Annotated in this window: 27 protein-coding genes, 1 tRNA gene, 1 other RNA gene and 3 pseudogenes; 16 read left to right on the top strand and 16 right to left on the bottom strand. The window is 58.2% G+C overall.

All coding sequences use genetic code 11. The features are described 5' to 3' along the window. Window positions 1-148 precede the first annotated feature (148 nt). The 7 genes and pseudogenes from rplL to AU14_RS18110 all read right to left on the bottom strand — a co-directional run bounded on the left by rplL (window position 149) and on the right by AU14_RS18110 (window position 3,591). The gene (gene rplL, locus AU14_RS18140) at window positions 149-526 is read right to left on the bottom strand and encodes a 50S ribosomal protein L7/L12 (protein WP_007154024.1); all 378 of its coding nucleotides are present in this window, start codon (window positions 524-526) and stop codon (window positions 149-151) included. Between the two features lie 39 nt (window positions 527-565). After that, window positions 566-1,095, bottom strand: a pseudogene (gene rplJ, locus AU14_RS18135) (50S ribosomal protein L10). Between the two features lie 221 nt (window positions 1,096-1,316). Further along, complete coding sequence (gene rplA, locus AU14_RS18130; RefSeq protein WP_041343266.1) at window positions 1,317-2,015, bottom strand: 50S ribosomal protein L1; 699 nt, start codon at window positions 2,013-2,015, stop codon at window positions 1,317-1,319. A gap of 1 nt (window position 2,016) precedes the next feature. Next, the gene (gene rplK / locus AU14_RS18125; RefSeq protein WP_041343263.1) at window positions 2,017-2,448 is read right to left on the bottom strand and encodes a 50S ribosomal protein L11; all 432 of its coding nucleotides are present in this window, start codon (window positions 2,446-2,448) and stop codon (window positions 2,017-2,019) included. 118 nt (window positions 2,449-2,566) lie between these two features. Continuing rightward, window positions 2,567-3,100, bottom strand: a complete 534-nt coding sequence (gene nusG / locus AU14_RS18120; RefSeq protein WP_041343260.1) for a transcription termination/antitermination protein NusG — start codon at window positions 3,098-3,100, stop codon at window positions 2,567-2,569. Window positions 3,101-3,113: 13 nt separating this feature from the next. Further along, the gene (gene secE, locus AU14_RS18115) at window positions 3,114-3,482 is read right to left on the bottom strand and encodes a preprotein translocase subunit SecE (protein ID WP_041343256.1); all 369 of its coding nucleotides are present in this window, start codon (window positions 3,480-3,482) and stop codon (window positions 3,114-3,116) included. 33 nt (window positions 3,483-3,515) lie between these two features. After that, window positions 3,516-3,591, bottom strand: a tRNA-Trp gene (locus tag AU14_RS18110). Between the two features lie 35 nt (window positions 3,592-3,626). On the opposite strand from AU14_RS18110, the gene hisI reads away from it, so the two are divergent. The 6 genes and pseudogenes from hisI to AU14_RS18080 all read left to right on the top strand — a co-directional run bounded on the left by hisI (window position 3,627) and on the right by AU14_RS18080 (window position 6,656). Then, a complete protein-coding gene (gene hisI / locus AU14_RS19250; protein ID WP_041344108.1) occupies window positions 3,627-4,004 on the top strand; it encodes a phosphoribosyl-AMP cyclohydrolase in 378 nt (125 codons plus the stop codon). Window positions 4,005-4,016: 12 nt separating this feature from the next. Further along, on the top strand, window positions 4,017-4,346 hold the full coding sequence (locus tag AU14_RS18100) for a phosphoribosyl-ATP diphosphatase (RefSeq protein ID WP_041343253.1): 330 nt from the start codon (window positions 4,017-4,019) through the stop codon (window positions 4,344-4,346). 89 nt (window positions 4,347-4,435) lie between these two features. Then, window positions 4,436-4,678 (top strand): Sec-independent protein translocase subunit TatA, encoded by a 243-nt coding sequence (locus AU14_RS18095; protein ID WP_041343251.1) that lies wholly within the window; start codon window positions 4,436-4,438, stop codon window positions 4,676-4,678. A gap of 11 nt (window positions 4,679-4,689) precedes the next feature. Next, on the top strand, window positions 4,690-5,166 hold the full coding sequence (gene tatB, locus AU14_RS18090; RefSeq protein ID WP_041343248.1) for a Sec-independent protein translocase protein TatB: 477 nt from the start codon (window positions 4,690-4,692) through the stop codon (window positions 5,164-5,166). After that, window positions 5,163-5,942, top strand: coding sequence for a twin-arginine translocase subunit TatC (gene tatC / locus AU14_RS18085; RefSeq protein ID WP_041343245.1), 780 nt, complete (start codon window positions 5,163-5,165; stop codon window positions 5,940-5,942). The genes tatB and tatC overlap by 4 nt, the downstream gene beginning before the upstream one ends. Next, window positions 5,939-6,656 (top strand): annotated as a pseudogene (locus AU14_RS18080) (16S rRNA (uracil(1498)-N(3))-methyltransferase). Before tatC ends, AU14_RS18080 begins: the two are co-directional and overlap by 4 nt. Before the next feature lies 1 nt (window position 6,657). On the opposite strand, the gene AU14_RS18075 reads toward AU14_RS18080, so the two are convergent. From AU14_RS18075 to AU14_RS18055, 5 genes and pseudogenes are all read right to left on the bottom strand, one after another. Continuing rightward, window positions 6,658-7,581, bottom strand: coding sequence for a DUF808 domain-containing protein (locus tag AU14_RS18075; protein ID WP_041343242.1), 924 nt, complete (start codon window positions 7,579-7,581; stop codon window positions 6,658-6,660). A gap of 43 nt (window positions 7,582-7,624) precedes the next feature. Beyond that, window positions 7,625-8,848 carry an FAD-dependent monooxygenase gene (locus AU14_RS18070; RefSeq protein WP_041343239.1) on the bottom strand — a complete coding sequence of 408 codons (1,224 nt, stop codon included), beginning with the start codon at window positions 8,846-8,848 and terminating at the stop codon, window positions 7,625-7,627. Beyond that, window positions 8,841-10,119: pseudogene (gene ubiH, locus AU14_RS18065) on the bottom strand (2-octaprenyl-6-methoxyphenyl hydroxylase). Before ubiH ends, AU14_RS18070 begins: the two are co-directional and overlap by 8 nt. A 4-nt stretch (window positions 10,120-10,123) precedes the next feature. Beyond that, window positions 10,124-11,443 (bottom strand): Xaa-Pro aminopeptidase, encoded by a 1,320-nt coding sequence (pepP, locus tag AU14_RS18060; RefSeq protein WP_041343236.1) that lies wholly within the window; start codon window positions 11,441-11,443, stop codon window positions 10,124-10,126. Between the two features lie 26 nt (window positions 11,444-11,469). Further along, window positions 11,470-12,069, bottom strand: coding sequence for a UPF0149 family protein (locus AU14_RS18055; RefSeq protein WP_041343233.1), 600 nt, complete (start codon window positions 12,067-12,069; stop codon window positions 11,470-11,472). A 137-nt stretch (window positions 12,070-12,206) separates the two neighbouring features. On the opposite strand from AU14_RS18055, the gene AU14_RS18050 reads away from it, so the two are divergent. Continuing rightward, window positions 12,207-12,800, top strand: coding sequence for a ZrgA family zinc uptake protein (locus AU14_RS18050; RefSeq protein WP_041343230.1), 594 nt, complete (start codon window positions 12,207-12,209; stop codon window positions 12,798-12,800). Between the two features lie 2 nt (window positions 12,801-12,802). Here the strand turns inward: AU14_RS18050 and AU14_RS18045 are convergent, their stop codons facing one another. Continuing rightward, the gene (locus AU14_RS18045; protein ID WP_236744657.1) at window positions 12,803-13,204 is read right to left on the bottom strand and encodes a DUF3299 domain-containing protein; all 402 of its coding nucleotides are present in this window, start codon (window positions 13,202-13,204) and stop codon (window positions 12,803-12,805) included. Between the two features lie 225 nt (window positions 13,205-13,429). Here AU14_RS18045 and AU14_RS18040 point away from each other — a divergent pair, with 225 nt between their 5' ends. The 7 genes from AU14_RS18040 (at window position 13,430) to AU14_RS18020 (ending at window position 16,931) form a co-directional block, all read left to right on the top strand. Next, entirely contained in the window at window positions 13,430-14,146 is a 717-nt protein-coding gene (locus AU14_RS18040; RefSeq protein ID WP_094191259.1) for an ABC transporter ATP-binding protein, read from the top strand. Next, window positions 14,143-15,213: an ABC transporter permease gene (locus tag AU14_RS18035; protein ID WP_236744210.1), complete on the top strand. Its 1,071-nt coding sequence runs from the start codon at window positions 14,143-14,145 to the stop codon at window positions 15,211-15,213. Before AU14_RS18040 ends, AU14_RS18035 begins: the two co-directional genes overlap by 4 nt. An 8-nt stretch (window positions 15,214-15,221) precedes the next feature. Continuing rightward, entirely contained in the window at window positions 15,222-15,416 is a 195-nt protein-coding gene (locus tag AU14_RS22430; protein ID WP_236744209.1) for a hypothetical protein, read from the top strand. A 102-nt stretch (window positions 15,417-15,518) separates the two neighbouring features. After that, window positions 15,519-15,725 (top strand): TIGR02449 family protein, encoded by a 207-nt coding sequence (locus AU14_RS18030; RefSeq protein ID WP_041343222.1) that lies wholly within the window; start codon window positions 15,519-15,521, stop codon window positions 15,723-15,725. After that, window positions 15,725-16,021 (top strand): cell division protein ZapA, encoded by a 297-nt coding sequence (locus AU14_RS18025; protein WP_041343219.1) that lies wholly within the window; start codon window positions 15,725-15,727, stop codon window positions 16,019-16,021. The genes AU14_RS18030 and AU14_RS18025 overlap by 1 nt, the downstream gene beginning before the upstream one ends. Window positions 16,022-16,097: 76 nt before the next feature. Beyond that, window positions 16,098-16,279, top strand: a non-coding RNA gene (ssrS, locus tag AU14_RS19245) — 6S RNA. Window positions 16,280-16,283: 4 nt separating this feature from the next. Next, entirely contained in the window at window positions 16,284-16,931 is a 648-nt protein-coding gene (locus AU14_RS18020) for a 5-formyltetrahydrofolate cyclo-ligase (protein ID WP_041343216.1), read from the top strand. On the opposite strand, the gene AU14_RS19560 is transcribed toward AU14_RS18020, so the two are convergent. Beyond that, a complete protein-coding gene (locus AU14_RS19560) occupies window positions 16,901-17,065 on the bottom strand; it encodes a hypothetical protein (protein ID WP_158498339.1) in 165 nt (54 codons plus the stop codon). The two genes, AU14_RS18020 and AU14_RS19560, sit on opposite strands and share 31 nt — an antisense overlap. A gap of 301 nt (window positions 17,066-17,366) precedes the next feature. Next, window positions 17,367-18,902 (bottom strand): threonine ammonia-lyase, biosynthetic, encoded by a 1,536-nt coding sequence (gene ilvA / locus AU14_RS18015; protein WP_041343213.1) that lies wholly within the window; start codon window positions 18,900-18,902, stop codon window positions 17,367-17,369. 133 nt (window positions 18,903-19,035) lie between these two features. Here ilvA and rpiA point away from each other — a divergent pair, with 133 nt between their 5' ends. After that, window positions 19,036-19,710 (top strand): ribose-5-phosphate isomerase RpiA, encoded by a 675-nt coding sequence (rpiA, locus tag AU14_RS18010; protein ID WP_041343210.1) that lies wholly within the window; start codon window positions 19,036-19,038, stop codon window positions 19,708-19,710. Window positions 19,711-19,755: 45 nt separating this feature from the next. Here the strand turns inward: rpiA and AU14_RS18005 are convergent, their stop codons facing one another. Next, window positions 19,756-21,498 carry an Ig-like domain-containing protein gene (locus AU14_RS18005; protein ID WP_041343207.1) on the bottom strand — a complete coding sequence of 581 codons (1,743 nt, stop codon included), beginning with the start codon at window positions 21,496-21,498 and terminating at the stop codon, window positions 19,756-19,758. 386 nt (window positions 21,499-21,884) lie between these two features. Between AU14_RS18005 and AU14_RS18000 the strand changes: the two genes are divergently transcribed. Beyond that, window positions 21,885-23,024 (top strand): acyl-CoA dehydrogenase family protein, encoded by a 1,140-nt coding sequence (locus AU14_RS18000; protein WP_041343204.1) that lies wholly within the window; start codon window positions 21,885-21,887, stop codon window positions 23,022-23,024. Window positions 23,025-23,069 lie beyond the last annotated feature (45 nt).

Here is a 23,069-nt window from a genome sequence, read left to right as displayed (position 1 = left end):
CAAGACTCTGGCTGTAGGTTAAAGATCCGACATCGACCTGTAATTGCTCACCAGACTCTATAGCATATACAACAAACAGAAAAAGGCCGGTGGCACAAGGCCACCAGCTATCCATGCTTAATGCACGGTTTCGATCAACAGCCGACTCTTACTTGAGCTCAACAGAAGCGCCTGCTTCCTCAAGCTTCTTCTTGGCTTCTTCAGCGTCGTCTTTGCTAGCAGCTTCCTTGATAACGGAAGGTGCGCTGTCGACCATTTCCTTAGCTTCTTTCAGACCCAGGCCGGTCAGTTCACGAACGGCCTTGATTACGTTGACTTTCTTCTCACCAGGACCGGTAAGAACAACGTCAAATTCGGTCTGCTCTTCAGCAGCGGCAGCTTCGCCACCAGCAGCTGCAGGTGCAGCAGCTACGGCTGCAGCGGCAGATACACCGAACTTCTCTTCCATTGCTTCAACAAGCGCAACTACGTCCATTACGCTCATTTCTGCGATTGCGTTCAAAATGTCTTCGTTAGACAGAGCCATGACTTTCTCCCAAAAAATAAAAAATGGTGTTCAACAGAATCAAGCAGCTTCTTGCTTCTGGTCGCGAACTGCCGCTACAGCACGAGTCACTTTCGAAGGAACTTCGTTCAGTGTCCGTGCCAGCTTGGTGATCGGTGCCTGTGTAACCGCGGCCAGCATCGTCAACGCTTCGTGACGTGTTGGCAGCTTGGCAAGGCGATCAATCTGGTCTGCACCCATCAGCTCTCCGCCGACGGCCAGTCCCTTGATCTCAAACGCCTCTTTCTCCTTGGCAAAATCCTTGAGCAGACGTGCTGCTGCGCCCGGATCTTCCATAGAGAATGCCAAAATGGTCGGGCCTACTAGAGCCTCATCGATGCACTCGAACTCAGTACCACGAATCGCGATCTTTGCCAGGTTGTTACGAACAACCTTCAGACGCACGTTTTCGGCACGAGCTTGGCACGAAGAGCCGTCATGTCACCGGAAGTGACACCACGGTAGTCAGCCATTACCACAGACAGAGCACCACCGGCAGTCTCGTTGACTTCAGCGACGATCGCTTTCTTGTCTTCGAGTCTAATTGCCACTGGATTTCTCCTCGATTTCGCCGGGGTTATCCCGGCAAACCCATCATTGCCCTTGCGGGCGCCTTAACGGTGTTTGGGTTCAGAGAGAACGTCTTCACACCGTCTGCGCAGGCGTTGCTTTAACCCTTGCGACCCTTCTGCAAGCAGAGGGTCTCGGGGGCCTGCGGTCTTTGACAGCCTTGGCTTCCGCCTAGACTACAAAGTAACTACCGCTCAGAGGATCAGATTGCCAGACCGCTCTGATCGATAGTCAGACCAGGACCCATGGTCGAAGAAACGGTGATCTTCTTGAGATACACGCCCTTCGCCGATGAAGGCTTGGCCTTTTTCAGATCTGCGATCAGCGACTCAAGGTTTTCCTTGATGTTCTGCGCAGAGAATTCAACGTTACCCAGCGGAGCGTGGATAATGCCGTTCTTGTCGGTGCGGTAGCGAACCTGACCGGCCTTGGCGTTTTTCACCGCGGTCTCAACGTCAGGAGTTACCGTGCCAACCTTCGGGTTCGGCATCAGGCCACGGGGACCCAGGATCTGGCCCAGCTGACCAACAACACGCATGGCGTCCGGAGTGGCGATAACCACGTCGAAATCCATGTTGCCTTTCTTAACTTCTGCTGCCAGATCGTCCATGCCCACGATGTCTGCGCCAGCTGCCGTCGCCTTCTCGGCATTGGCACCCTGGGTAAACACGGCGACACGTACGGTCTTGCCGGTACCGTGAGGAAGAACCGTGCTGCTACGAACCACCTGGTCCGATTTACGCGCATCAACCCCGAGGTTTACAGCAACATCTACCGACTCTTTGAACTTGACGTTCTGACCCAGCTCAACCAACAGGGCAACAGCCTCGTCTACGGAGTAGGCACGGGTAGCATCGACTTTTTCACGAATCAGCTTTTGACGCTTGCTCAGCTTTGCCATGTTACAGGCCCTCCACGTTCAGGCCCATGCTACGGGCAGTTCCTGCAATGGTACGAACTGCTGCGTCCATATCGGCCGCAGTCAGATCAGGCTCTTTGGTCTTGGCAATTTCTTCCAGCTGCTCGCGAGTAACAGTGCCAACCTTCTCAGTGTTCGGACGGCCAGAACCACTCTTGATGCCAGCTGCTTTTTTCAGCAGAACCGGCGCCGGCGGAGTCTTGGTGATAAAGGTAAAGCTGCGATCACTGTATACTGTGATAACAGTCGGAATCGGCAGACCAGGTTCCATGTCCTGAGTCTGGGCGTTAAACGCCTTACAGAATTCCATGATGTTTACGCCGCGCTGACCCAGAGCCGGACCAACGGGGGGGCTCGGGTTAGCCTTGCCGGCAGCAACCTGAAGCTTGATGTACGCTTCGATCTTCTTTGCCATGATTCATCTCCTGTGGGTTCAAACGCCTCTCGGCTCCCCTGTGGTTAATCCTGCCAATAGCAGACACAAAAAGCCCGCGTCGCCAGAGCGCGCGAGCTTTCAGCTTTTAGACTGCCGCTTAATCCTTCTCAACCTGCCCAAACTCCAGCTCTACCGGAGTTGAACGGCCGAAAATCAAGACAGCAACCTTGACTCGACTCTTGTCGTAGTCGACTTCTTCTACAACGCCGTTGAAGTCCGCAAACGGGCCTTCAACAACCCTGACAATTTCACCTGGCTCAAACAGAGTCTTGGGCTTCGGCTTCTCGGCGCCACTTTCAACGCGACGGAGAATTGCCTCAGCTTCACGCTCAGTAATCGGAGCTGGCTTATCCTTGGTGCCGCCGATAAAGCCAAGAACCCGCGGCGTATTCTTAACAAGGTGCCACGTAGCGTCGTCCATTTCCATCTGCACGAGTACGTATCCCGGGTAGAACTTGCGCTCACTCTTGCGCTTCTTACCCTCGCGCATTTCGACAACTTCTTCGGTCGGGACCAGGATCTCGCCGAATTTGTCTTCCATGCCGTCTAGCGCAACGCGCTCCTTCAGAGTGCGCATTACGTGCTTTTCGAAGCCAGAATACGCATGAACGACGTACCAGCGCTTAGCCATTGCCCACTCCTGTTTAACCGATAAATCCGGCGACCAGCATACTGATCAGCGAATCCATACCCCACAACAACAATGCCACCACCAGAACAAATACCACTACAATCACAGTGGTTTGAACCAGCTCGGGCCTGGTAGGCCACACTACCTTCCGGATCTCAACGCGCGCCTCTTTAAGAAGCGTGGCGAAACGACGACCACGATCGGTCTGAAGCGCCACCAAAGCGGCCACGATCGAAAGCCCCACGAGAGCCAGAACACGATACAGCAGGGACTCAGCACTGAAGTACTGGTTCCCGACCACACCAATGGCGATCAGAACGAAAACAACCAGCCACTTCACTGCATCGAAACGGCTGGTTGATTGAACGGCTTTTGACTCCATAGGAATCAGCTTATGTATCCGGATGTTAAAAAATGGCAGGCCAGGAGGGAATCGAACCCCCAACCTGCGGTTTTGGAGACCGCTGCTCTGCCAATTGAGCTACTGGCCTGCACCGAAACTACACAGTGCACTTTCTTCGAGTCTATGGATGTCATCCGCTGGACCGACGACGGTCTGGTGCCTGCCATCGCCCAGGACGCTGCCACTGGCGATATCCTGATGATGGCCTGGATGAACCGGGAATCACTGCGGCTGACCGCCCTGGAGGGCCAGGCGGTGTATTGGTCTCGCTCCCGCGGCAAACTCTGGCGCAAGGGCGAAACTTCGGGCCACCAGCAGGTGGTGAAGGACATTCGCCTGGACTGCGATGAGGACGTGATCGTACTCAAGGTGGAACAGAAAGGCGGCATCGCCTGCCACACCGGCCGACGCAGCTGCTTTTATCGCAGCCTGAAAGACGGCCAGTGGGTCAGCGTTGATCCGGTGATCAAGGACCCCGACGCCATCTACGGCAGCAAATAAGGAGTACCGACAGTGAGTGACGTATTGCAACAACTGGCACAGGTACTGGAAGCGCGCAAACAGGCCGATCCGGACACGTCCTACGTGGCCAGCCTGCATGCCAAGGGCCTGAACAAGATTCTGGAAAAAGTCGGTGAGGAATGCACCGAGACCCTGTTGGCCGCCAAGGACGCAGAGCACTCGGGCGACACCTCGAATGTGGTGTACGAGACTGCTGACCTGTGGTTTCACAGCCTGGTGATGCTGTCCCGGCTGGGCCTTGGCCCGAACGAGATTCTGGACGAACTGGCCCGGCGTTTTGATCTCTCCGGATTGGAAGAGAAAGCCTCCCGGGACCAATAAGAAAAAACAGGCTGATCGGGAGATTAACGTCAATCCGATCTGTTAACGTACACTACTGTGTAGCGACAACTTAAAACGAGGACCCCACCATGGGTATCAGTATCTGGCAGCTTCTTATCGTACTCGGTATCGTGATTCTGTTGTTCGGAACCAAGAAATTGCGCAACATCGGCACCGACCTGGGTGGCGCTATCCGCGGTTTCAAGAAGTCCATGAACGATGAGGACAGCAAGGCCGCCGACCCGGACTCCCTGGAAGGGGATACCGACGCGAAAGACCAGGGCCAGCCGGCCAAAACCGAAGAAAAGCCACGGGACAAGTCCCACAGCTGAGACCAGGCTGAATGTTCGATATTGGCTTTCTTGAGCTGCTGATCTGCGGCGTCATTGCTCTGTTGGTGCTCGGCCCCGAGCGCCTGCCCACTGCTGCCCGGGCTGCCGGGCGGTGGATTGGCGGTGCCCGGCGCATGGTCAGCCAGTTCACCTCGGAGCTGGATCGCCAACTCAAGGCCGAAGAGCTGCGTGAAGAACTGCGCAAAGCCGGTGATGTCGGGCTCGAAGATGTCCAGAAATCCGTGCGCGGTGCGCTCGACGATGCCAAGCGCTACGAACACATGATCATGCCGCACGGTGACCACCAGAGCCCACGCCCGGCCCCGGCGACCCGTCGCGTGGCCTCGAAAAAGCAGGACGACACCAACGAGCCGACGTCATCGGCCGAGTCCGCCGCGGCACCCGAACACGAACCCAACACTGGCACCGAGGCCGAGGGCACCGATCAGCCCCGCTCGGGGCATGCTCCATCGGATGACCGTTCATGACTTCTCAGCCAGACGGCAAGCCTGCTTCCCCCGAACACCACGAAATGCCTCTGATCGAGCATTTGCTGGAGCTGCGTAACCGCCTGTTGAAAATGGTGCTGGCAGTGGTTATCTGCTTCGCCGCCATTTACCCGTTCGCTAACGACCTGTACTTGTGGTTGTCGGAACCGATCCGTTCGTTGCTGCCGATTGGGCAGACCATGATCGCCACCGACGTGACCTCCCCGTTTTTTGCACCCCTGAAGCTGGCGCTGGTATTGGCGGTCTTTGCCGCCATTCCCATCATCCTGTACCAGCTCTGGAGCTTCGTCGCACCGGGCCTGTACGCCCACGAGAAACGGCTGGCGTTTCCCCTGCTGTTCACCTCGGTGCTGCTGTTTTACGCCGGTGCTGCCTTCGCCTACTATGTGGTGTTCCCGCTGGTTTTTGGTTTTTTCACCGCCATTGGGCCGGAAGGTATCGTTGAGCTGCCGGACATCAGCAGCTATCTGAATTTCGTTTTGAAGATGTTCTTCGCGTTTGGGGTCGCCTTTGAAATCCCCATCGCCACCGTGCTGCTGATTCTCACCGGCGCGACCACACCGGCCGATCTGGCCGCCAAACGCCCCTATGTGGTGGTGGCCTGCTTCATCATCGGTATGATGCTGACCCCGCCGGATATCATCTCCCAGACCCTGCTGGCCGTCCCCATGTGGATCCTATTTGAGGTGGGCATCATCTTTGGCCGACTGGCGAAGCGGGAAGTGACCGAGACCGACGAGCCCGCCGGCGAATGAACCTGGCACTGCTGTTTGATGAGGATTTCACCGCGGAAGACCAGGTCACACTGACCGGACGCCGGCTGCAGCACCTGCATTCGGTGATACGAATTGAAACCGGTGACTGCATTCCCGTCGGCCGAGTCAACGGCGACATAGGCACCGGTGAGGTGCTCGGTCTGACCGAGACCGAAGCGAAATTGCGGGTATCGTTCGATCAGACGCCACCACCCGCCCTGCCACTGACCCTGGTGCTCGCCATGCCCCGCCCCAAGATGTTTCGCCGTGCTGCAAACGTGCGCGACCCTGGGGGTGAAGGACATCTGGCTGATCAACAGCTACAAGGTGGAGAAAAGCTTCTGGCAGACGCCGTGGCTGTCCGATGACAACCTGCGCGAGAACCTGACGCTGGGGCTGGAACAGGCCCGGGATACGGTGATGCCTCAGGTGCACATTCGCAAGCTGTTCAAACCGTTCGTGGAAGATGAGCTGCCCGCCCTGCTGGCCGGCAAGCGCGCCCTGGTGGCCCACCCGGGCACGGAGCAACCCTGCCCTACCCATATGGACCAGCCTACCGCCCTGTGCATTGGGCCGGAAGGCGGCTTTACCCCTTACGAGGTGGGTAAACTCGAGGAAGCCGGCTGTGACCCCGTGCACCTGGGGCCACGCATTTTACGGGTAGAGACGGCCGTGCCGGTCCTGGTCAGCCGCCTGTTCGATGCCTGTGGTTAAGTCAGGCCGAGCGCGCCGCCCAGAGCTTCTGTAGCGGGGTAATCACCGCCACCAGTAACGTACCGGCAATCACCCCAAACACACCGTTAGCCAAGGTAGGCACAATGATCTCGGGCACACCGCCAAGGCCTTGAGCGAAGTGGTGAATGGCCTCGTACACCGGCGGCAGGCCGTGGGTCAGAATGCCACCGCCAACCAGGAACATGGCAATGGTGCCCACGATCGACAGGGTTTTCATCATGTACGGTGCTAGCCAGAGAATTCCCCGCCCCACTTTCTGCACGGCCTCGTTGTCCTGCTGACTCAGGTAGAGCCCGCCGTCGTCGAGCTTCACGATGCCGGCGACCAGTCCGTAAACCACGACTGTGATCATAATTGCCACTACCGCCAGCACCAGAAACTGCATGCCAATACTTTCGCCGGCCACTGTACCCAGGGTAATCGCAATGATTTCGGCTGACAGGATGAAATCGGTTCGGATGGCGCCTTTGATCTTGTCCCGCTCCAACTCCTTCATGTCCACGCCCGGATTTTTCAGGGCTTCGTGCAATTCTTTCTTGTGGGCCTCGGCCTCCTGCCGATGCAAGAACTTGTGCGCCAGCTTCTCAAAGCCCTCAAAACACAGAAATGCGCCGCCGAGCATCAACAGCGGGACGACCAACCAGGGCACGAAATAACTGATGGCCAGCGCGGCCGGCACCAGGATCGCCTTATTCAGCATCGAGCCTTTGGCCACCGCCCACACCACTGGCAGTTCACGCGCCGGTTTCACACCAGTCACCTGCTGGGCGTTAAGCGCGAGATCGTCGCCCAACACACCCGCGGTTTTCTTGGTGGCGGTTTTGGTCATCAGAGAGACATCGTCCAGGATGGTGGCGATGTCATCGAGAAGGGCGAGAAGGCTGCTTCCTGCATGATCGGTTATCCTTAGCGGGTTATTAGGAGAACAAGTGATTGGAGAACAAGTGTCAGCGAGTCAGGCCCATGGCTTCGGCGGCCAGCCGGTGCTTGATCGGACCAAGACCGTCGAGCCAGCGCATGCCGGTATTCCTCAACCATCTCAGCGGTAGCTCATCGCGGGCAAACAACTGCTTGAACCCTTCCATGGCCGCCATCATGGCCAGGTTTTCAGCCTTTCGGCGACGCTGATACCGCGCCAGCACCAACTCCTCGGCCGGACTGAGGCCCGCGCGCTGGGCCCGGGACAGCTCGTCCAGCAGGGCCCGGACATCGGCAAACCCCAGATTGGCACCCTGGCCCGCCAGCGGGTGGATGGTGTGGGCAGCATCGCCCACCAGGGCAAATCCGGTCGCGATGTAATCCTTGGCATGGCGCTGGCGCAGCGGGAAGGCGTAACGGCGCGAAACGGCCTGCACCTCCCCCAGCTCCCGCTCAATGGCGAGCTCCAGCTCGGCAGTAAAGCCAGCATCATCCAGCGCCATCAGTCGTCTGGCCTCGTCGGTATCCTGGGACCAGACGATGGAACAGAAATGCTCGTCGCCCGATTCCGGCCGCAAGGGCAGGAACGCCAGCGGACCGGTGGGCGAGAACCGCTGCCAGGCGGTAAAGCGGTGACTCTGGGCGGTACGCACGGTGCAAACGATGGCCTGCTGGTCGTAGTCCCATTCCCGTACCGGTAACCCGACCCACTGACGCAAGCGGGAGTTGGCGCCGTCGGCCGCCACCACCAACCGGGCGCCCAATCGCTGGCCATCCGCCAGTTCAATGCCACGCTGGTTGCCGTCCTGCCACCAACCGGTCACCTTCACGCCATCAATCAACTCTACGCTGCTGTCTTCCAGGGCCTGGAACAGCGCCCGCACCAGGCCACGGTTCTCGACAATGGTACCCAAGTCCCGAGCCTGAAGATCGGCGGCATCGAAATGAATGCGTCCGGTGCCATCGCCATCCCACACGGTCATTTTCTGGTAAGGGCAATGGCGCCCCGATACCACGGCCGGCCAAACCCCCAGGCTCTCCAGCAACTGCTGACTGGCCCGGGAAATGGCACTGACCCGAGGCTCAAACTCGGCCACGCCTTCGGCGGGCTCGAGTTGTTGTAGCAGCGTCGCTCGCGCACTACCCTCAACCAATCCCACCTGCCAGCCCTGACGGGACAGGCCAAGGGCCAGGGCGGAACCGGTCATGCCGCCACCGACCACCAGGATGTCAAAGGCACGGAATTCAGTCATGGCTCGCGGGCTCTCCGGTACCGGTCTTCGGTTTGTGGATAACTGCCCGGCGACCGCCCAGCCCCATGGCCTTGCGCGCGAACCAGCGTTTCGCCCCGGGCACCAGGTCTAACCCCACCAGCCCAGCATCGCGAGCCACAGCCAGCGGTGTCAGGGAGGGACCGAACAGACGGATCAACGAGTCGGAGAACTGGGCGGTCTGCTGCCAGTCTTGCCGGTGCAGCTGCTGGTAGCGGCTCAGAACCTGCAGATCCCCAAGGGACTGCCCCTGCTCCACCGCCAGTCGGAATTGCTCCACCAGCGTCATCAAACCGCGCAGCGCCAGATTAAAGCCTTGCCCGGCCACCGGGTGCAAGGCGTGGGCGGCGTTGCCTACCAGCGCGACGCCGGGTCGCACCGGCTCATCCACGGTAGACAGCTTTAGTGGGTAGTGGCTGCACTCACCAATGCGAGTGAACCGACCCAGACGCCAGCCAAAGCGCTCCTGCAGCCGCTGACATTTATCGGCGTCAGGCAGTGCGAGCACCTCTTCCATCATCTCATCGGTCAGCGTCCAGACCAGCGCCGACTGTTGGCCGGCCCGGTTGGCCCCGCCATGGGGCAGCAGCGCCATAGGACCGGCGTCGGTAAAGCGTTCGTAGGCGCTGAATTGATGGCTTTCACTGGTGGATACGTTGGCAATAAGGGCGTTCTGGCCGTAACTGCGGTGGCGCACCTGAAATCCAAGTCGCTCCCGCAAACCGGACCGGCCACCATCCGCGACCACCAGGCACTGGGCAGTCATACGGTGGCTGTCGTCACCGGTTTTCAAGCGACGTCCACGCCAGCTGCAATCGGCGTCATGTCGACCACTTCCGTCGGCGCCTGCCATTGCACGTTGGTATCGAGCAGCTCACGCATCAGGCAGAGCCCCATCCAGCGGTTGTCCGCCACGTAGCCCAGGGCATCCTGCTGATGTTCGTCGGCATTCAGGCGGGTGGCACCAAAGCGCCCCCGGTCCGACACATGGATGTGCCGAATCGGCGTGGCGTGTTCAGACAACCGGCGCCACAGCCCGAGCTCCTCGAAGATCAGCCGTGAGCCCCACGCCAGGGCGGTGGAGCGGGCATCGTAGCTGGCTGGTAGTCTTCCGGCAGCGCCTCGGCCGACAGCGGGAAGGCTTCGACCACCGTCACTCGCAGGCTGGGCACCGCGCGGGCCAGCGCCAGGGCCAGGGTCGCCCCGGCCAGGCCGCCGCCGGCAATGATCAGATCGGTGTCGAATTGACTCACAGGCTCAGTCCGCCATCAGGGCTTCAATATCAGGGATGGTCTTGGGAACGCCGTCGGTCAGCACCCGGCAGCCGTCTTTGGTGACCACCACATCGTCTTCGATGCGGATGCCGATACCGCGCCATTTTTCGTCGACGCTAGTGTTGTCCGGTGCGATGTAAAGCCCCGGCTCCACCGTCAACGCCATGCCAGGCTCCAGCAAACGCCAGGCATCTCCGACTTTATAGTCACCCACATCGTGCACATCCAGCCCAAGCCAATGTCCGGTGCGATGCATGAAGAAGGGTTTGTAGGCTTCCGCCGCAATGGCATCGTCCAGGGTTCCTGACAACAGGCCGAGATCAATCAGCCCCTGGGTCAGCACCCGGAGGGCCGCCTCGTGGGGATGGTTCCAGTGGTTACCCGGACGCACCGCATCAATCGCCGCGTACTGGGCTGACAACACTACCTCGTACAGAGCGCGCTGTTCGGGGCTGAAGGTACCACTGACCGGGAAGGTGCGGGTAATGTCCGAGGCGTAGCAGTCGTACTCGCAGCCGGCATCGATCAACACCAGATCGCCGTCGTTCAGCGGTGCACTGTTTTCGATGTAGTGCAGGATGCAGCCATTGGCGCCGCCACCGACGATGGACGGATAGGCCGTGGAGCGCGCACCGTGATCCATAAAGGTGTGGATCAGCTCCGCCTCCAGGTTGTACTCATTGCCACCTCGACGTGCACGCTTCATGGCGCGGCAATGCGCCTCTGCACTGATCTCGGCAGCCTTGGCCATCACCTTGATTTCATTGGCGCTCTTGAACAGGCGCAGGTCGTGCAGGAAATGCTCCAGGGACACAAACTCCCCCGGCGGGTGGGCTCCGGTGCGGACCTTGCTGCGAATGGTCTTGACCCACTCCATCACTTTGCCGTCAAAGTACTGGTCTTTGCCCAGCGGGTAGTAGACCCGGCTGCGACCTTCGATCATGCCCGGCAGGATGTCGTCGATGTCGGAAATCGGGAAGGCATCGTCCAGACCATAGCGCTCAATAGCCCCTTCTGGGCCTACCAGGAAGCCATCCCACAGCTCTTTTTCGGGATTGCGCTCCTTGCAGAACAGTACCGACTCGCCATGCTCCCGACCTGGAATCAGCGCCAGTACAGCTTCGGGCTCACCAAAGCCGGTCAGGTACTGGAAATCACTGTCCTGGCGGAACGGGTGCAGCACATCGCGATTGCGCACTCGCTCCGGGGCTGCCGGGATGATCGCAATGCTCTCAGGGGCCATGCGCTCCATCAGCTTGCGCCGGCGTTCGGCAAATTCCTTAACGGGTATCATGGACGGCATAAACTCTCCCGCAATGGTTAACCTGCTCAGTGCAGGGTCGGCGATGGCGAAGCCGGCCGCTCGGGCGCATTGAATTCGGTAAAGACCGCCAGCGCCCCCAGCCGGATGTATTCGGTGATTTCCAGCAACTGTTGTTCACTTTCGTCGCTGGCCTCTTCGTCATCCGCGAGCTGACTGATCGCGACCATGTCTTCGATCAGTTCGCGGATTTCATCGGGTGCCTGTCCGAGGGCTTCACCGGCGGACAGTGCCATTCCCTCAAGGAAACCACGGACCCAGGCCACCAGGGCCTCCAGACGCTGCTCGATAGCGTAATCATCGTCCGGCAGCAAAGGATGGAAACTCATGTCAGTCGATTTCAAGTGCGACAGCGTCTGGTCATACGCCTTATTCATGAATGGCGCCAGATCTTCAGAGTCATCGGCCGCGTTTTCGGGCAGCCCCATATGCTCACACACCATGTTCAGCCATTCCGGCTCTTCAATACGTGAGCCGGCCGCCAGCCGACCACAGAGCACACCGTGCAGCTCGGACGGATGACTAAACGCCTTGTGAGCGGTAAATACGTTGGCCCAGCGCTCGAATTCAGCGGCGCGGGCAGCACCGGAGGTATCGGTTTCGGACATGAACCGTGCCATTCCTGTGTTGTTGAATGAAGTCTCTATCCTAGCATTCAGGCGCATCCAAGACACTTTTCCATTGCCAATCCCGGTGCAACTGATCAAAATGTTATAACATATCAATCCAGACAAGGGACGACGCCATGCTCTCCACCACAACCCGCCTACTGCCATTGCCGGTGCTATTGCTCAGCGCCCTGACTGCATCCGCCGAAAATCTGAATGCCCATCAGCACGGTCAAGCAGAACTGCAACTGGCTATGGACGGCCAGTCGGTTGAACTGATGGCATTGTCACCTGCCCATAATTTACTGGGATTCGAGCACGAACCCCGCACGGAAGCAGAGCGGGAAGCGGTAGAGTCAGCGCTTGCATGGCTGACGGATACCCCGCTTATTAATACCGTGAGCGGGTCCTGCAGCATTCAGACCAGTGAAGTTCACTACGCTTATGCGGGCGACGAGGGCGATGATGCTCATCAAGAGGATCATGGCCATTATGAGGAGTATGGCGATCATGAACACGAACACCACGACGGCGGGGAAGCCACTCACACCGACATTGAAGTTTTCCAGACCCTGAATTGCCCGGACCTGGCACCTGACAGCCAGTTGGTCACGCCCCTGAGAGAGCAGTTCCCGGCCATCGAAGATCTGGACATCGAATGGGCCGGGCCTGAGGGCCAGGGCGCCCTGCGCCTGGAGCCGGGCATTGCAGAATTTAGCCTTGAACCCTGAGCTTACTGCTCATATAGCTCCACGGACTCAGCAACGATCGAGTAGGATGAAGTACCCAGATCATTCTCGGTGCGCTCGATAACCAGCGTTCCTTCAATCCAGACCGGGTCGTACAGGGCTTCCAGTTTGAAGCCCTCATGATACTTTACGTGGATGATCTGATTGGGCGGTGGTGGCGGCACATGGATACAGGCGCCGTAGTAAGGCACCAGAAAAAACTCAAGGATTTCCATATCCTGGGTGGTTTTCAGAGGCACGACGAAACCGGGAATGCGAGCGTCGACATTGGACATCTCCGGCACAACACGACCGGTCATGATCTCGTCCGGTAGCAGTGCGGGGCCATCGCCCTCATGCTCTACTTCTGGCATATTTTCCAGCAAGGCCAGGTCCTCAGCCGGCATCAACTCCAGCCAGTCCAGCTCCCGGGGTTCGGCATGGACGGAGAGCGACTGCCCCAGGACAATAAACAAAGCTGCGCACACGAAGCAGCGGCTGAGCGTTTGAGAGAGTGTCCTGCAAACGGATGGGCAGAGAGTAAGTCGGGGAAGACAAAACATCAGAACGTGATCTCCAGAAAACGGGGCACGGGATTTCGGCAATCATACACCGGACACCAGACGAGCTACATGGCCAGTACTGCAGAATTAAGCGATTCGAACGAGCAGCACCCGATCCGGGCGTTGGCAACCGCCGATCTCAGCTATCAATGGGGGCCGGGACAACCGACTCTGACCTTTCCAGACCTGAGTCTGCCTCTGGGCCAACATCTGTTTCTTCGGGGCGCCAGTGGCAGTGGCAAGAGCACACTGCTGAGCCTGTTGTCTGGCATGCTCACGCCCGACGCCGGCACCGTGCGCATCCTGGGCAGCCAGCTGGACCGACTTGGTGCCGGCCAGAGGGATCGATTCAGAGCCAATCACATTGGCGTGATTTTCCAGCAGTTCAATCTTGTTCCCTACCTCACCGCCGAAGCCAATGTCACCCTGCCATGCCGGCTGTCGGCACAACGCCGGGATGCTACGGACCCTGAGCCAATCCATGAAGCCCACAGACTTTTAACTGCACTGGCCATTCCCCAGAGCTGCTGGCACCGGAAAGTGACTCAACTGAGCATCGGCCAACAACAACGTATCGCCGCCGCCCGGGCACTGATCGGAGGACCGAGCCTGATTCTTGCGGACGAGCCAACCTCAGCCCTGGACAGCGACAACCGCGACCGGTTTCTGGATCTTCTGCTGACGCTGGCCGAAGCCCGCAATACCTCGGTGGTGTTTGTCAGTCACGACCGCGCCCTGGCCCAACACTTTGACCACCAGGTGGAACTGGAGGGAGCGGCATCATGAGCACTCGCCTGGCACTTTCTCTGGCAGGCGCCAGCCTGTGGCACCGCCGCCGGGTACTGGCACTGGTCTGCCTCACCCTCACCCTCAGCGTAACGCTGTTGCTGGGCATCCAGTACCTTCGTACTGAAGTGAAGGAATCGTTCACCAGCACTGTCAGCGACACCGACCTCATCATCGGCGCCCGCAGCGGCCAGCTGAATCTGCTGCTGTACACGGTGTTCCACTTGGGGGATCCCACCAACAACATTCGCTGGTCCACTTTTCAGGAACTGGAAGCGGACGAGCGAATCGATTGGTTGATCCCCATTTCACTTGGGGACAGCTACCGGGGCTCCCGGGTCATCGGTACCAACGACAACTTCCTTGAACGGTTCCAGTACGGCCGCGGCCGGTCGTTGCAGCTTGCGCAGGGTCGCTGGTTTGACAATGTGTTCGATGTCGTCCTGGGGGCCAATGTGGCCGACAAATTCGACCATGCCGTGGGCGACAGTATCGTACTGTCCCACGGTGGTGGCCGAACCAGCTTTTCCAATCACGACAACACCCCCTTCCACATCACGGGCATTCTGGAAAGCACCGGAACTCCGGTGGACCAGGCGGTTTACATCAGTCTTTCCGGCATGGAAGCCATGCACGTAGGCTGGGAATCCGGGGTGGCCATTCCCGGCCGCACCCTGACTCCGAAAGAAGCCGAGCAGCGCGACTTCACCCCAAGCGCAATAACGGCCGCCTTTGCCGGACTCGAACGCAAGATCCTGACCTTTCAGGTTCAACGCGAACTCAACGAGAACACCAGTGAACCTTTATCGGCCATTCTGCCCGGAGTTGCGCTGAGCGAGTTGTGGAGACTCATGCGTCAATTCGAGCGGGCTTTGATCGGCATTACCGGCTTTGTGGTGGTTATCAGCCTGCTGGGACTCGCTGCCGTGCTACTGACACTGCAGGCTCAACGTTCCCATGAAATTGCGGTGCTGCGGGCGATTGGCGCATCACCCCGCCTGGTCGGTCTGCTCTACGTGATCGAGCCGTCGTCCTGGCCCTTGTCGCCTGTGTCCTGGCGCTGCTGATCGGAGCGGTGGCGATCTCGGTGCTGGCGCCCTGGCTTCAGGCCGGCTATGGCCTGCAGATTCAGCTTCGCCCGTTGAGTGCAGTGGAATGGGGGCTGCTGGCTTCTGTACCCATGGCCGCATTGCTGGTAGCCCTGATTCCAGGCGTCCGGACCTGGAAGCAGAGCCGCTCGCTGGGGCTGGGTGAGGTGGCAGAACCGTGACCGGCGTCAACACCGAAGTGTAATGACATCCCTGTAAATTGACCGACTTAGCGTCCGCACTTATAGTTACCTGCAATGAAAACAACCAATGCTGGGCACGCGATGGAACAGTCCGAAGTACAGGCATTAGCGGACAAGCTCGATAAGCTGATCGAGCGCTGTCAGAAACTGGAGCGGGACAACACCACGCTGCGGGAGCTGCAGGATGACTGGAACCGGGAACGGGCCCAGTTAATGCACAAGAATGATCTTGCGAAAAACAAGATCGAAGCCATGATTGGTCGCCTGCGGGCACTGGAGCACCACTGATGTCGAAGCAGTCCACCACCGCTGAGGTAAAGATTCTCGATAAGGAGTATCTGGTTGCCTGCCCTGACGAAGAGCGTGACGCCCTGACCCGTGCTGCCCGTCATCTCGATAACAAGATGCGGGAGATCCGCGCCAGCGGGAAGGTGTTCGGCACCGAGCGCATTGCGGTCATGGCTGCCCTGAACATCACCCACGAACTGCTTGAGCGAGACACCATGTCTGACGCCACCAGCTCGGTTCTGAAGGCGATGGACAGCAAACTGAACAATGCGCTGGGCGATTCGTCCGGACAGTAACCACTCCGTAAATTTTGGTAAGGGTTTCCGAAACAGGTGTTGCAATCGGCCCCGGCAGTACCCGTATAATGAGATCAACTTCCTGGGCTGTGCGGGATATTCGGATACGTCCTCGAGCCGATGCGCATTACCCAGGTGGCTACTTCAGGGCATTGTGAGCACGTCCCCGTCAGGGGAAAGCCTAATATGTCACAGCGGCCACCGACCTTGAACTTTGGGTTCAAGGGCCACATCCGATAACGGCAGCCCGGGAAGCTTTATTTTGAGCCAGTTTATCGCCCTCCAACCGTTCGATACCCAGCCAGACACCCGATCCCGCACCGAGCTGCGCAAGCATCTACGCCAGCAACGACGAGCGCTTCCGTACGAGCAGCAACAGCAAGCCGCAGAACAACTCGCGCTGAATCTACTGACTCACCCTGACTTTCACCGGGCACGCCATGTTGCCATCTACCTGCCCAACGACGGTGAGATCGACCCCAGACTGTACATGGACCTTGCTGAACGCAAAGGTGTTCGCTTTTACTTGCCGGTTCTGCATCCTATCCACACTGGCAAACTGGTTTTCAGCCCCTTCACCGACGCGTCTGAACTGAAAGCCAATCGATTCGGCATACCGGAGCCTGCCTTCAGCAAAGGCCAGAAACGACCGGCCTGGGCCCTGGATGCGGTGTTGTTTCCATTGGTGGGTTTTGACGAGAACGGTGGCAGGCTCGGTATGGGCGGCGGGTTTTACGATCGTACGTTTGCTTTCACGCGAGTACGCCCGAGGCTCGCGCCCAAACTTATCGGGCTAGCCCACGATTTTCAGAGAGTGCAGGAGTTACCGACAGAGCCCTGGGATATACCGCTGCATGGCGTGGTGACGGACCAACGCTGCTACCGATTCCGGCGACTGTCGACGGCCTGATAGGCATCCATGTTGATGCTGGAATAGGCGCGACTTGGGCTTTCCGATGCCTGAATGGTCGTAAACCCAGTAATCACAAGGCCGGCAGCAAAAATCAGTACGACGGCTTTGATGATGTCAGGTTTGCCACCCATGCTCTTCTTCCTTCAAAAATTATTGCTAAAAGACTGGAAAATCAGCCGACTATTCTTGTTATTAAGAATTAGTCGAAAGATTATCACGCATCTTCAGTTTTACAATTTTTGACAGATTACCATTAGGTAATATTTTGCCCGCTTTGCGCGGGAACGGCCTGTGACATTACAGCCGGGAGTGGACGCCAAGCCGGAAAGACGTTCCAAAACCCGCTCAAGTACATCCATGTAGCGCTTGGGCTCCGCCATCCATGGCTCCGCACAGTTTTGGAACGTCTTTCCGGCCCGGCTATCAGATTCGTTATTTCGCCTGGTGATTCCCTGCCCCAAGGAATAACTGATAAGCCTCGTTATCGGTCATGTCTTCGAACCGGAATCCGACCTTATCGAGCATTTTCTCGAAGTCTTTCACCTCGTCGTCATTCACCTGCGCACCCAGCAACACCCGGCTATAGGCGGCGCCGTGGTTGCGGTAATGGAACATCGAAATGTTCCAGCGAGTGCCCAGTGACATCAGGAACTTCATCAAAGCACCGGGGCGCTCCGGGAACTCGAACTGGTACACCCGCTCGTTGGTGATCGCCGGTGCGTGGCCACCCACCATGTGACGAATGTGCTGCTTGGCCAGATCGCTGTCGGTGAGGTCGATCACGCCATAGCCGGCTTCCCGCAGGTCTTGCACCAGATCCTCTCGACCATGCCCACCGGCCTGCACCTGTATTCCCACAAAGATGGTAGCTTGAGCGCTATCGGCGTAGCGGTAATTGAACTCGGTTATGCTGCGCTTGTGGAGGGCGTTGATGAACGTCTTGAAAGCGCCTGGTTGCTCAGGAATCGTGACCGCCAGGATAGCCTCGCGCTGCTCACCGATCTCCGTACGCTCGGAGATGTAACGCAAACGATCGAAGTTCATGTTGGCGCCACTCAGAGTCGCCACCAGGTTCTCGTCCTCAATCTTCTCCCGCTGAATGTACTTCTTCACGCCAGCGACACCCAAGGCTCCGGCAGGCTCGGCAATCGACCGGGTGTCCTCGAACACATCCTTGATGGCTGCGCAGATTTCATCGGTGGAAACGGTGATGACCTCATCCACATGATCCTTGCAGATTTCCCAGGGGTATTCGCCGATCTGTTTGACCGCAACACCATCGGCGAAGATGCCTACCTCGTCCAGAATCACCCGCTCGCCGGCCTTGAGTGCAGCCTGCAAACAATTGGAATCCTCGGGCTCCACGCCAATCACCTTGATCTCAGGGCGCAGGTACTTGATATAGGCGGCCATACCGGCGATCAGACCACCACCACCGACACAGATGAAAATGGCGTGGATCGGCTTGCTCAACTGCCACATGATTTCCATCGCCACCGTACCTTGACCGGCGATCACATCGGGATCGTCGTAGGGCGGGATGTAGGTGTAACCGTGCTTCTGGATCAGTTCCTGAGCGTGGGTGGCGGCCTCGTCAAAGGCATCGCCCTTGAGTACCACCCGGGCCCCGTGGTCGCGCACCGAGCGCACTTTGATCTCCGGCGTGGTCTGGGGCATCACAATCACCGCCTTGATACCCAGTTTCTTGGCCGCCAGCGCCACGCCCTGGGCATGGTTGCCCGCTGAGGCACAGATCACGCCCTTGGCTTTCTGTTCCTCAGACAACTGGGCAATCCGGTTGTACGCGCCGCGAATCTTGAAGGAAAACACCGGCTGCAGGTCTTCACGCTTGAGCAGAATGTTGTTGCCAAAGCGCTTGGACAAACTGCGGGCTTCAGTCAGCGGTGTTTCGATAGCCACGTCATAGACGCGCGCATCGAGGATCTTCTTGATATAGCGTTGCGGCATGGTGCTTCCGTTCCGGTTGTGTTCAGGGAAAACCCACAGTGTAGAAAGATTGCACGGTAGCCGTCTATAAGCTTGCCGCCCTCAGAGGCTATAATGGCGCCAAACTCAATCAGATTTGCACCCGGAGCTCCAGATGACACAGGACGAACTCAAAAAAGCCGTAGCCAAGGCCGCCATCGACTATATTGCGCCGCGACTGAACAGTGACAGTGTCGTGGGCGTCGGCACCGGAAGCACCGCCAACTTTTTCATCGACATGCTGGCAGAACTAAAAACCGACTTTGATGGTGCCGTAGCGAGCTCTGAAGCCACCGCTGAGCGCCTGAAGAGCCATGGCATTCCGGTTTACGACCTCAACAGTGCGGGCACCCTGGAGTTCTACGTCGACGGCGCCGATGAAACCAATGAGCGCCTGGAACTGATCAAAGGCGGCGGCGCGGCCCTGACCCGGGAAAAGATCGTTGCTGCCGTTGCCGACACCTTCATCTGCATTGCCGACGAATCCAAGATGGTGGGTGTACTTGGCAGCTTCCCACTGCCGGTGGAAGTCATTCCGATGGCACGCAGCCACGTAGGGCGTGAAATCGTCAAGTTGGGTGGCGACCCGGTTTATCGGGAAGGGGTGGTTACCGACAATGGCAACATCATCATCGACGTGCACAACCTCGACATCTCCCGTCCGATCGACATCGAAGAGAAACTGAACAACATTGTTGGCGTGGTCACCAACGGCCTGTTCGCCCGCCGGCCGGCAGATCTTCTGCTGCTGGGTACAGCGACTGGCGTGACCAGCATTCCGCGCGGGTAGACCGGTTCTTTTCGGCCCGCCGAGCCAGCGCTTTCGAAGCCGATATCACTCGAAGCGGCGGGCCCAGATATTGTCACGAGCACCATCGGGTTGTTGCCACACGGCAATGGCCCGACCGTCAGCATCGAACGCTATTTGGGGGGAGCTGGCAGGGCGTGCATCGCCGGCTTCTATCGGCTCAGCCTCTCCCCACGCGCTACCATCAAATCGGTTGGCCCAAATGCTGCTCCTCAAACCGTCAGATTGTTGCCACACGACAAGAGCCCGACCTTCGGCATCTAGGGCAATTTGCGGGGCAAAAGCACTACCGGCAATATCAGCCCCAAGCTGCTCAGGCTTTCCCCAGGCGCTGCCATCTAATCGGTTGACCCAGATGCTGCTGCGAACGCCATCGGATTGTTGCCACACGGCAAACGCCCATCCCGCGTCATGAAGGACGACTTGCAGTGCGGAGGCGGAGGCGCCACCAACATTGTCGGTCTCGAATGACACAGCCGTTCCCCAGGTGCTGCCATCAAATCGATTGGCCCATATATCGTCCTGAGATCCATCGGACTGTATCCACGCAGTAAGGACTTGGCCGTCGGGTTTAAAAGCAATTTTAGGGGCTGAGGCGTCGCCTAAGATGTCGCCATGGATCGAGCCCGCCATTTCCCACTCGCTGCCATTAAAACGATTAGCCCATATGGCGTTGCGAGAGTTATCGAATTGCTGCCACACAGCAAGAGCTCGCCCATTGGAATCGAGGGCGACTTGAGGAGCGGAGGCGTTGCCGGCGTTGCTGACTTCTTTTGACTCATCCTCCCAATCAATACCGTTAAAGCGGTTAGCCCATATCTTATTGCGTAAGCCGTCAAATTGCTGCCAGACGGCAATTCCGTGGCCATCGGAGTTTATGGCTACACGGGGGGCTTCGGCGTCGCTGGTTCCGCCGTCAGTGTCCTCGATGTCGTCGGAGTTTGACGGCAGCGACTGAGCCTCTACCCAGTCGCTGCCGTCAAATTGGTTGGCCCATGTATTGTGCTGAGTACCATCGAATTGCACCCAAACGGCAAGGGCCTGACCAACGGTGTTGAGAGCGATTTGGGGCGTAGAGGCGACACCTCCACTGTCACTCTCGATCAGCTCAGCCTCTTCTCCCCAAGAGGTGCCGTCAAAGTGGTTTGCCCAAATTTTGTGCCTAGAGCTTTCAAACTGTTCCCACACAGCAATGGCCCGGCCGCCGGCATTAATGGCGATTTGCGAAGCGCGGGCACTCCCGATACCGGTACCGCTGGCCCCGATCTTCTCAACTGTCGTCCACGCTCCGTCACCAGCAGTGAAGGACCAAATATACTCAGCAGCCAACGGGTTACCACTGAGGTCTGTGATTTCGGTGCCTAGCGTTGCGCTGTAGGCTTCCAGCATTGAAAGCGGCGTGTTCGGAGAAAAGCTTGCGGTGTTGCTGTTGGCGTCGAAATCGACTGTGCCTGAGTGGATGTTGCCATCTGAAGACCTTGCTAGCGAGAAACTGTCCTCGTCTACGGTATCCGCAAAAATATCCTCATCAAATTCTGCGGTGATTACACCCGTTCGCGAGACACCCTCACTACCATCCGATGGATTAATCGCCCGAACAACAGGAGGCGTGGTATCCGATTCAACAACGGGCGGCGTAGTATCCGGTTCAGGCGTCCTGCTCCCTGACTTACCAGAGCTGGCATCCCAGTCGCATCCATTGAGCGTGCCAGCGATCAAAAGAAGTGCACCGATACGGCAATTGGCAGAACCAAACAACAATCTCCACATAGGACAACCTCCAAGTAGAGAATCGATAAGCTCCTCGGTTCAGTCAGGTTTTGGGCCGGGAACCAAACAATGTGTTAAGCCAAACTGCAATTTTCTGACAGGCCTATCCCTTTTCTTGTTCACTCGCAGCGCCCGAATAATGCCTGTGGATACTCCCTGGCAGAGCGAGTTTGCTTTGCATCCTTCAATTAAAGTTTAGGTGAGCTGGGTGGAGATGCCAGTGTTGTTCCGTTTTCTTTACAGCCCAGTCCAGCCCAGTCCACGTGCTCTCTAACTTGTACTCACCCCCTCTCTCGCTTCACACCTAACGACAAACCAAGCGCTTGCTTGGCCAAAAAAAATGGGTAACACTGCCCGCTGCAAACTGACTGCAAGGGAGCCTTCGCGTGGCCGATTACTTCAACGACATTCACGAGCAGGCGCGGCTAAGCGCCCGGAAATTCATCAACACCCACGTGTTGCCGCACATCGACGACTGGGAAGAAGCCGGTGAATTTCCCCGTGAGCTCTACCAGAAAGCGGGTGAAGCAGGCCTGCTGGGCATCGGTTTTCCAGACGAGCTGGGCGGAACAGGCGAAGGCGACATCTTCCTGAGGGTGGCTGTGTCAGAGGAACTTATGCGTTCCACCTCCGGTGGCCTGGTTGCCGGGCTCGGCTCACTCGACATCGGCTTGCCACCGGTTGCGCAATGGGCCAGGCCCGAGTTGCGCGAGCAAATCGTGCCGCCGGTGCTGCGGGGCGAGAAGATTGCTGCCCTGGCGATTACGGAGCCGGGCGGCGGTTCGGACGTTGCCAACCTGAAAACCCGAGCGGTGAAAGATGGCGACCATTACATCGTTAACGGCAGCAAGACGTTCATTACCAGCGGACTGCGCGCCGATCATTACTCCGTCGCCGTGCGAACCGGGGGCGAAGGCCATGGCGGTGTCAGCTTGTTGCTGATCGACCGGGACATGCCCGGCTTCTCCACCGGCAAAAAGCTGCGAAAAATGGGCTGGTGGGCCAGCGACACCGCGGAACTGTTCTTCGAAGATTGTCGGGTGCCGGCAGACCGTTTGATCGGCGCAGAAAACGCCGGCTTTGCAGTCATCATGAGCAACTTCCTGGCCGAGCGCCTGATGCTGGCGATCATGGCCTACATGACAGCACAGCTCGCTTACGAGGCCGCCCTGGATTACACCCGCCAGCGCGAAGCCTTCGGTCGCCACCTGACCGGCTATCAGGTTACCCGTCACAAGCTGGTGGACATGGCCACTCGGATCGACGTGGCGCGGGAATACACCTACCGCTGCGCTGCGTTAATGCAAGCGGGCAAGAACCCGGTCAAGGAAGTGGCCATGGCCAAGAACTTCTCGGTAGAGGTGTGCGAAAAGGTGACCCGCGAGGCGGTGCAGCTGTTCGGTGGCATGGGCTACATGCGTGAATCGGTGGTTGAGCGTCTGTACCGGGATGCCAAGATACTCTCCATCGGTGGCGGCACCACAGAGATCATGAAGGAACTGATAGCCAAGCAACTCAAGCTGTAATTGGTGGCGAGAGAGGCCCGTCTGTCCCCATCGTAATTTCGTGCC

The organism is Marinobacter similis (assembly GCF_000830985.1).
In the GTDB taxonomy this organism is placed as follows: domain Bacteria; phylum Pseudomonadota; class Gammaproteobacteria; order Pseudomonadales; family Oleiphilaceae; genus Marinobacter; species Marinobacter similis.
The sequence above is the reverse complement of the archived record's forward strand: the minus strand, read 5'-3'. Positions and strand labels throughout refer to the sequence as shown.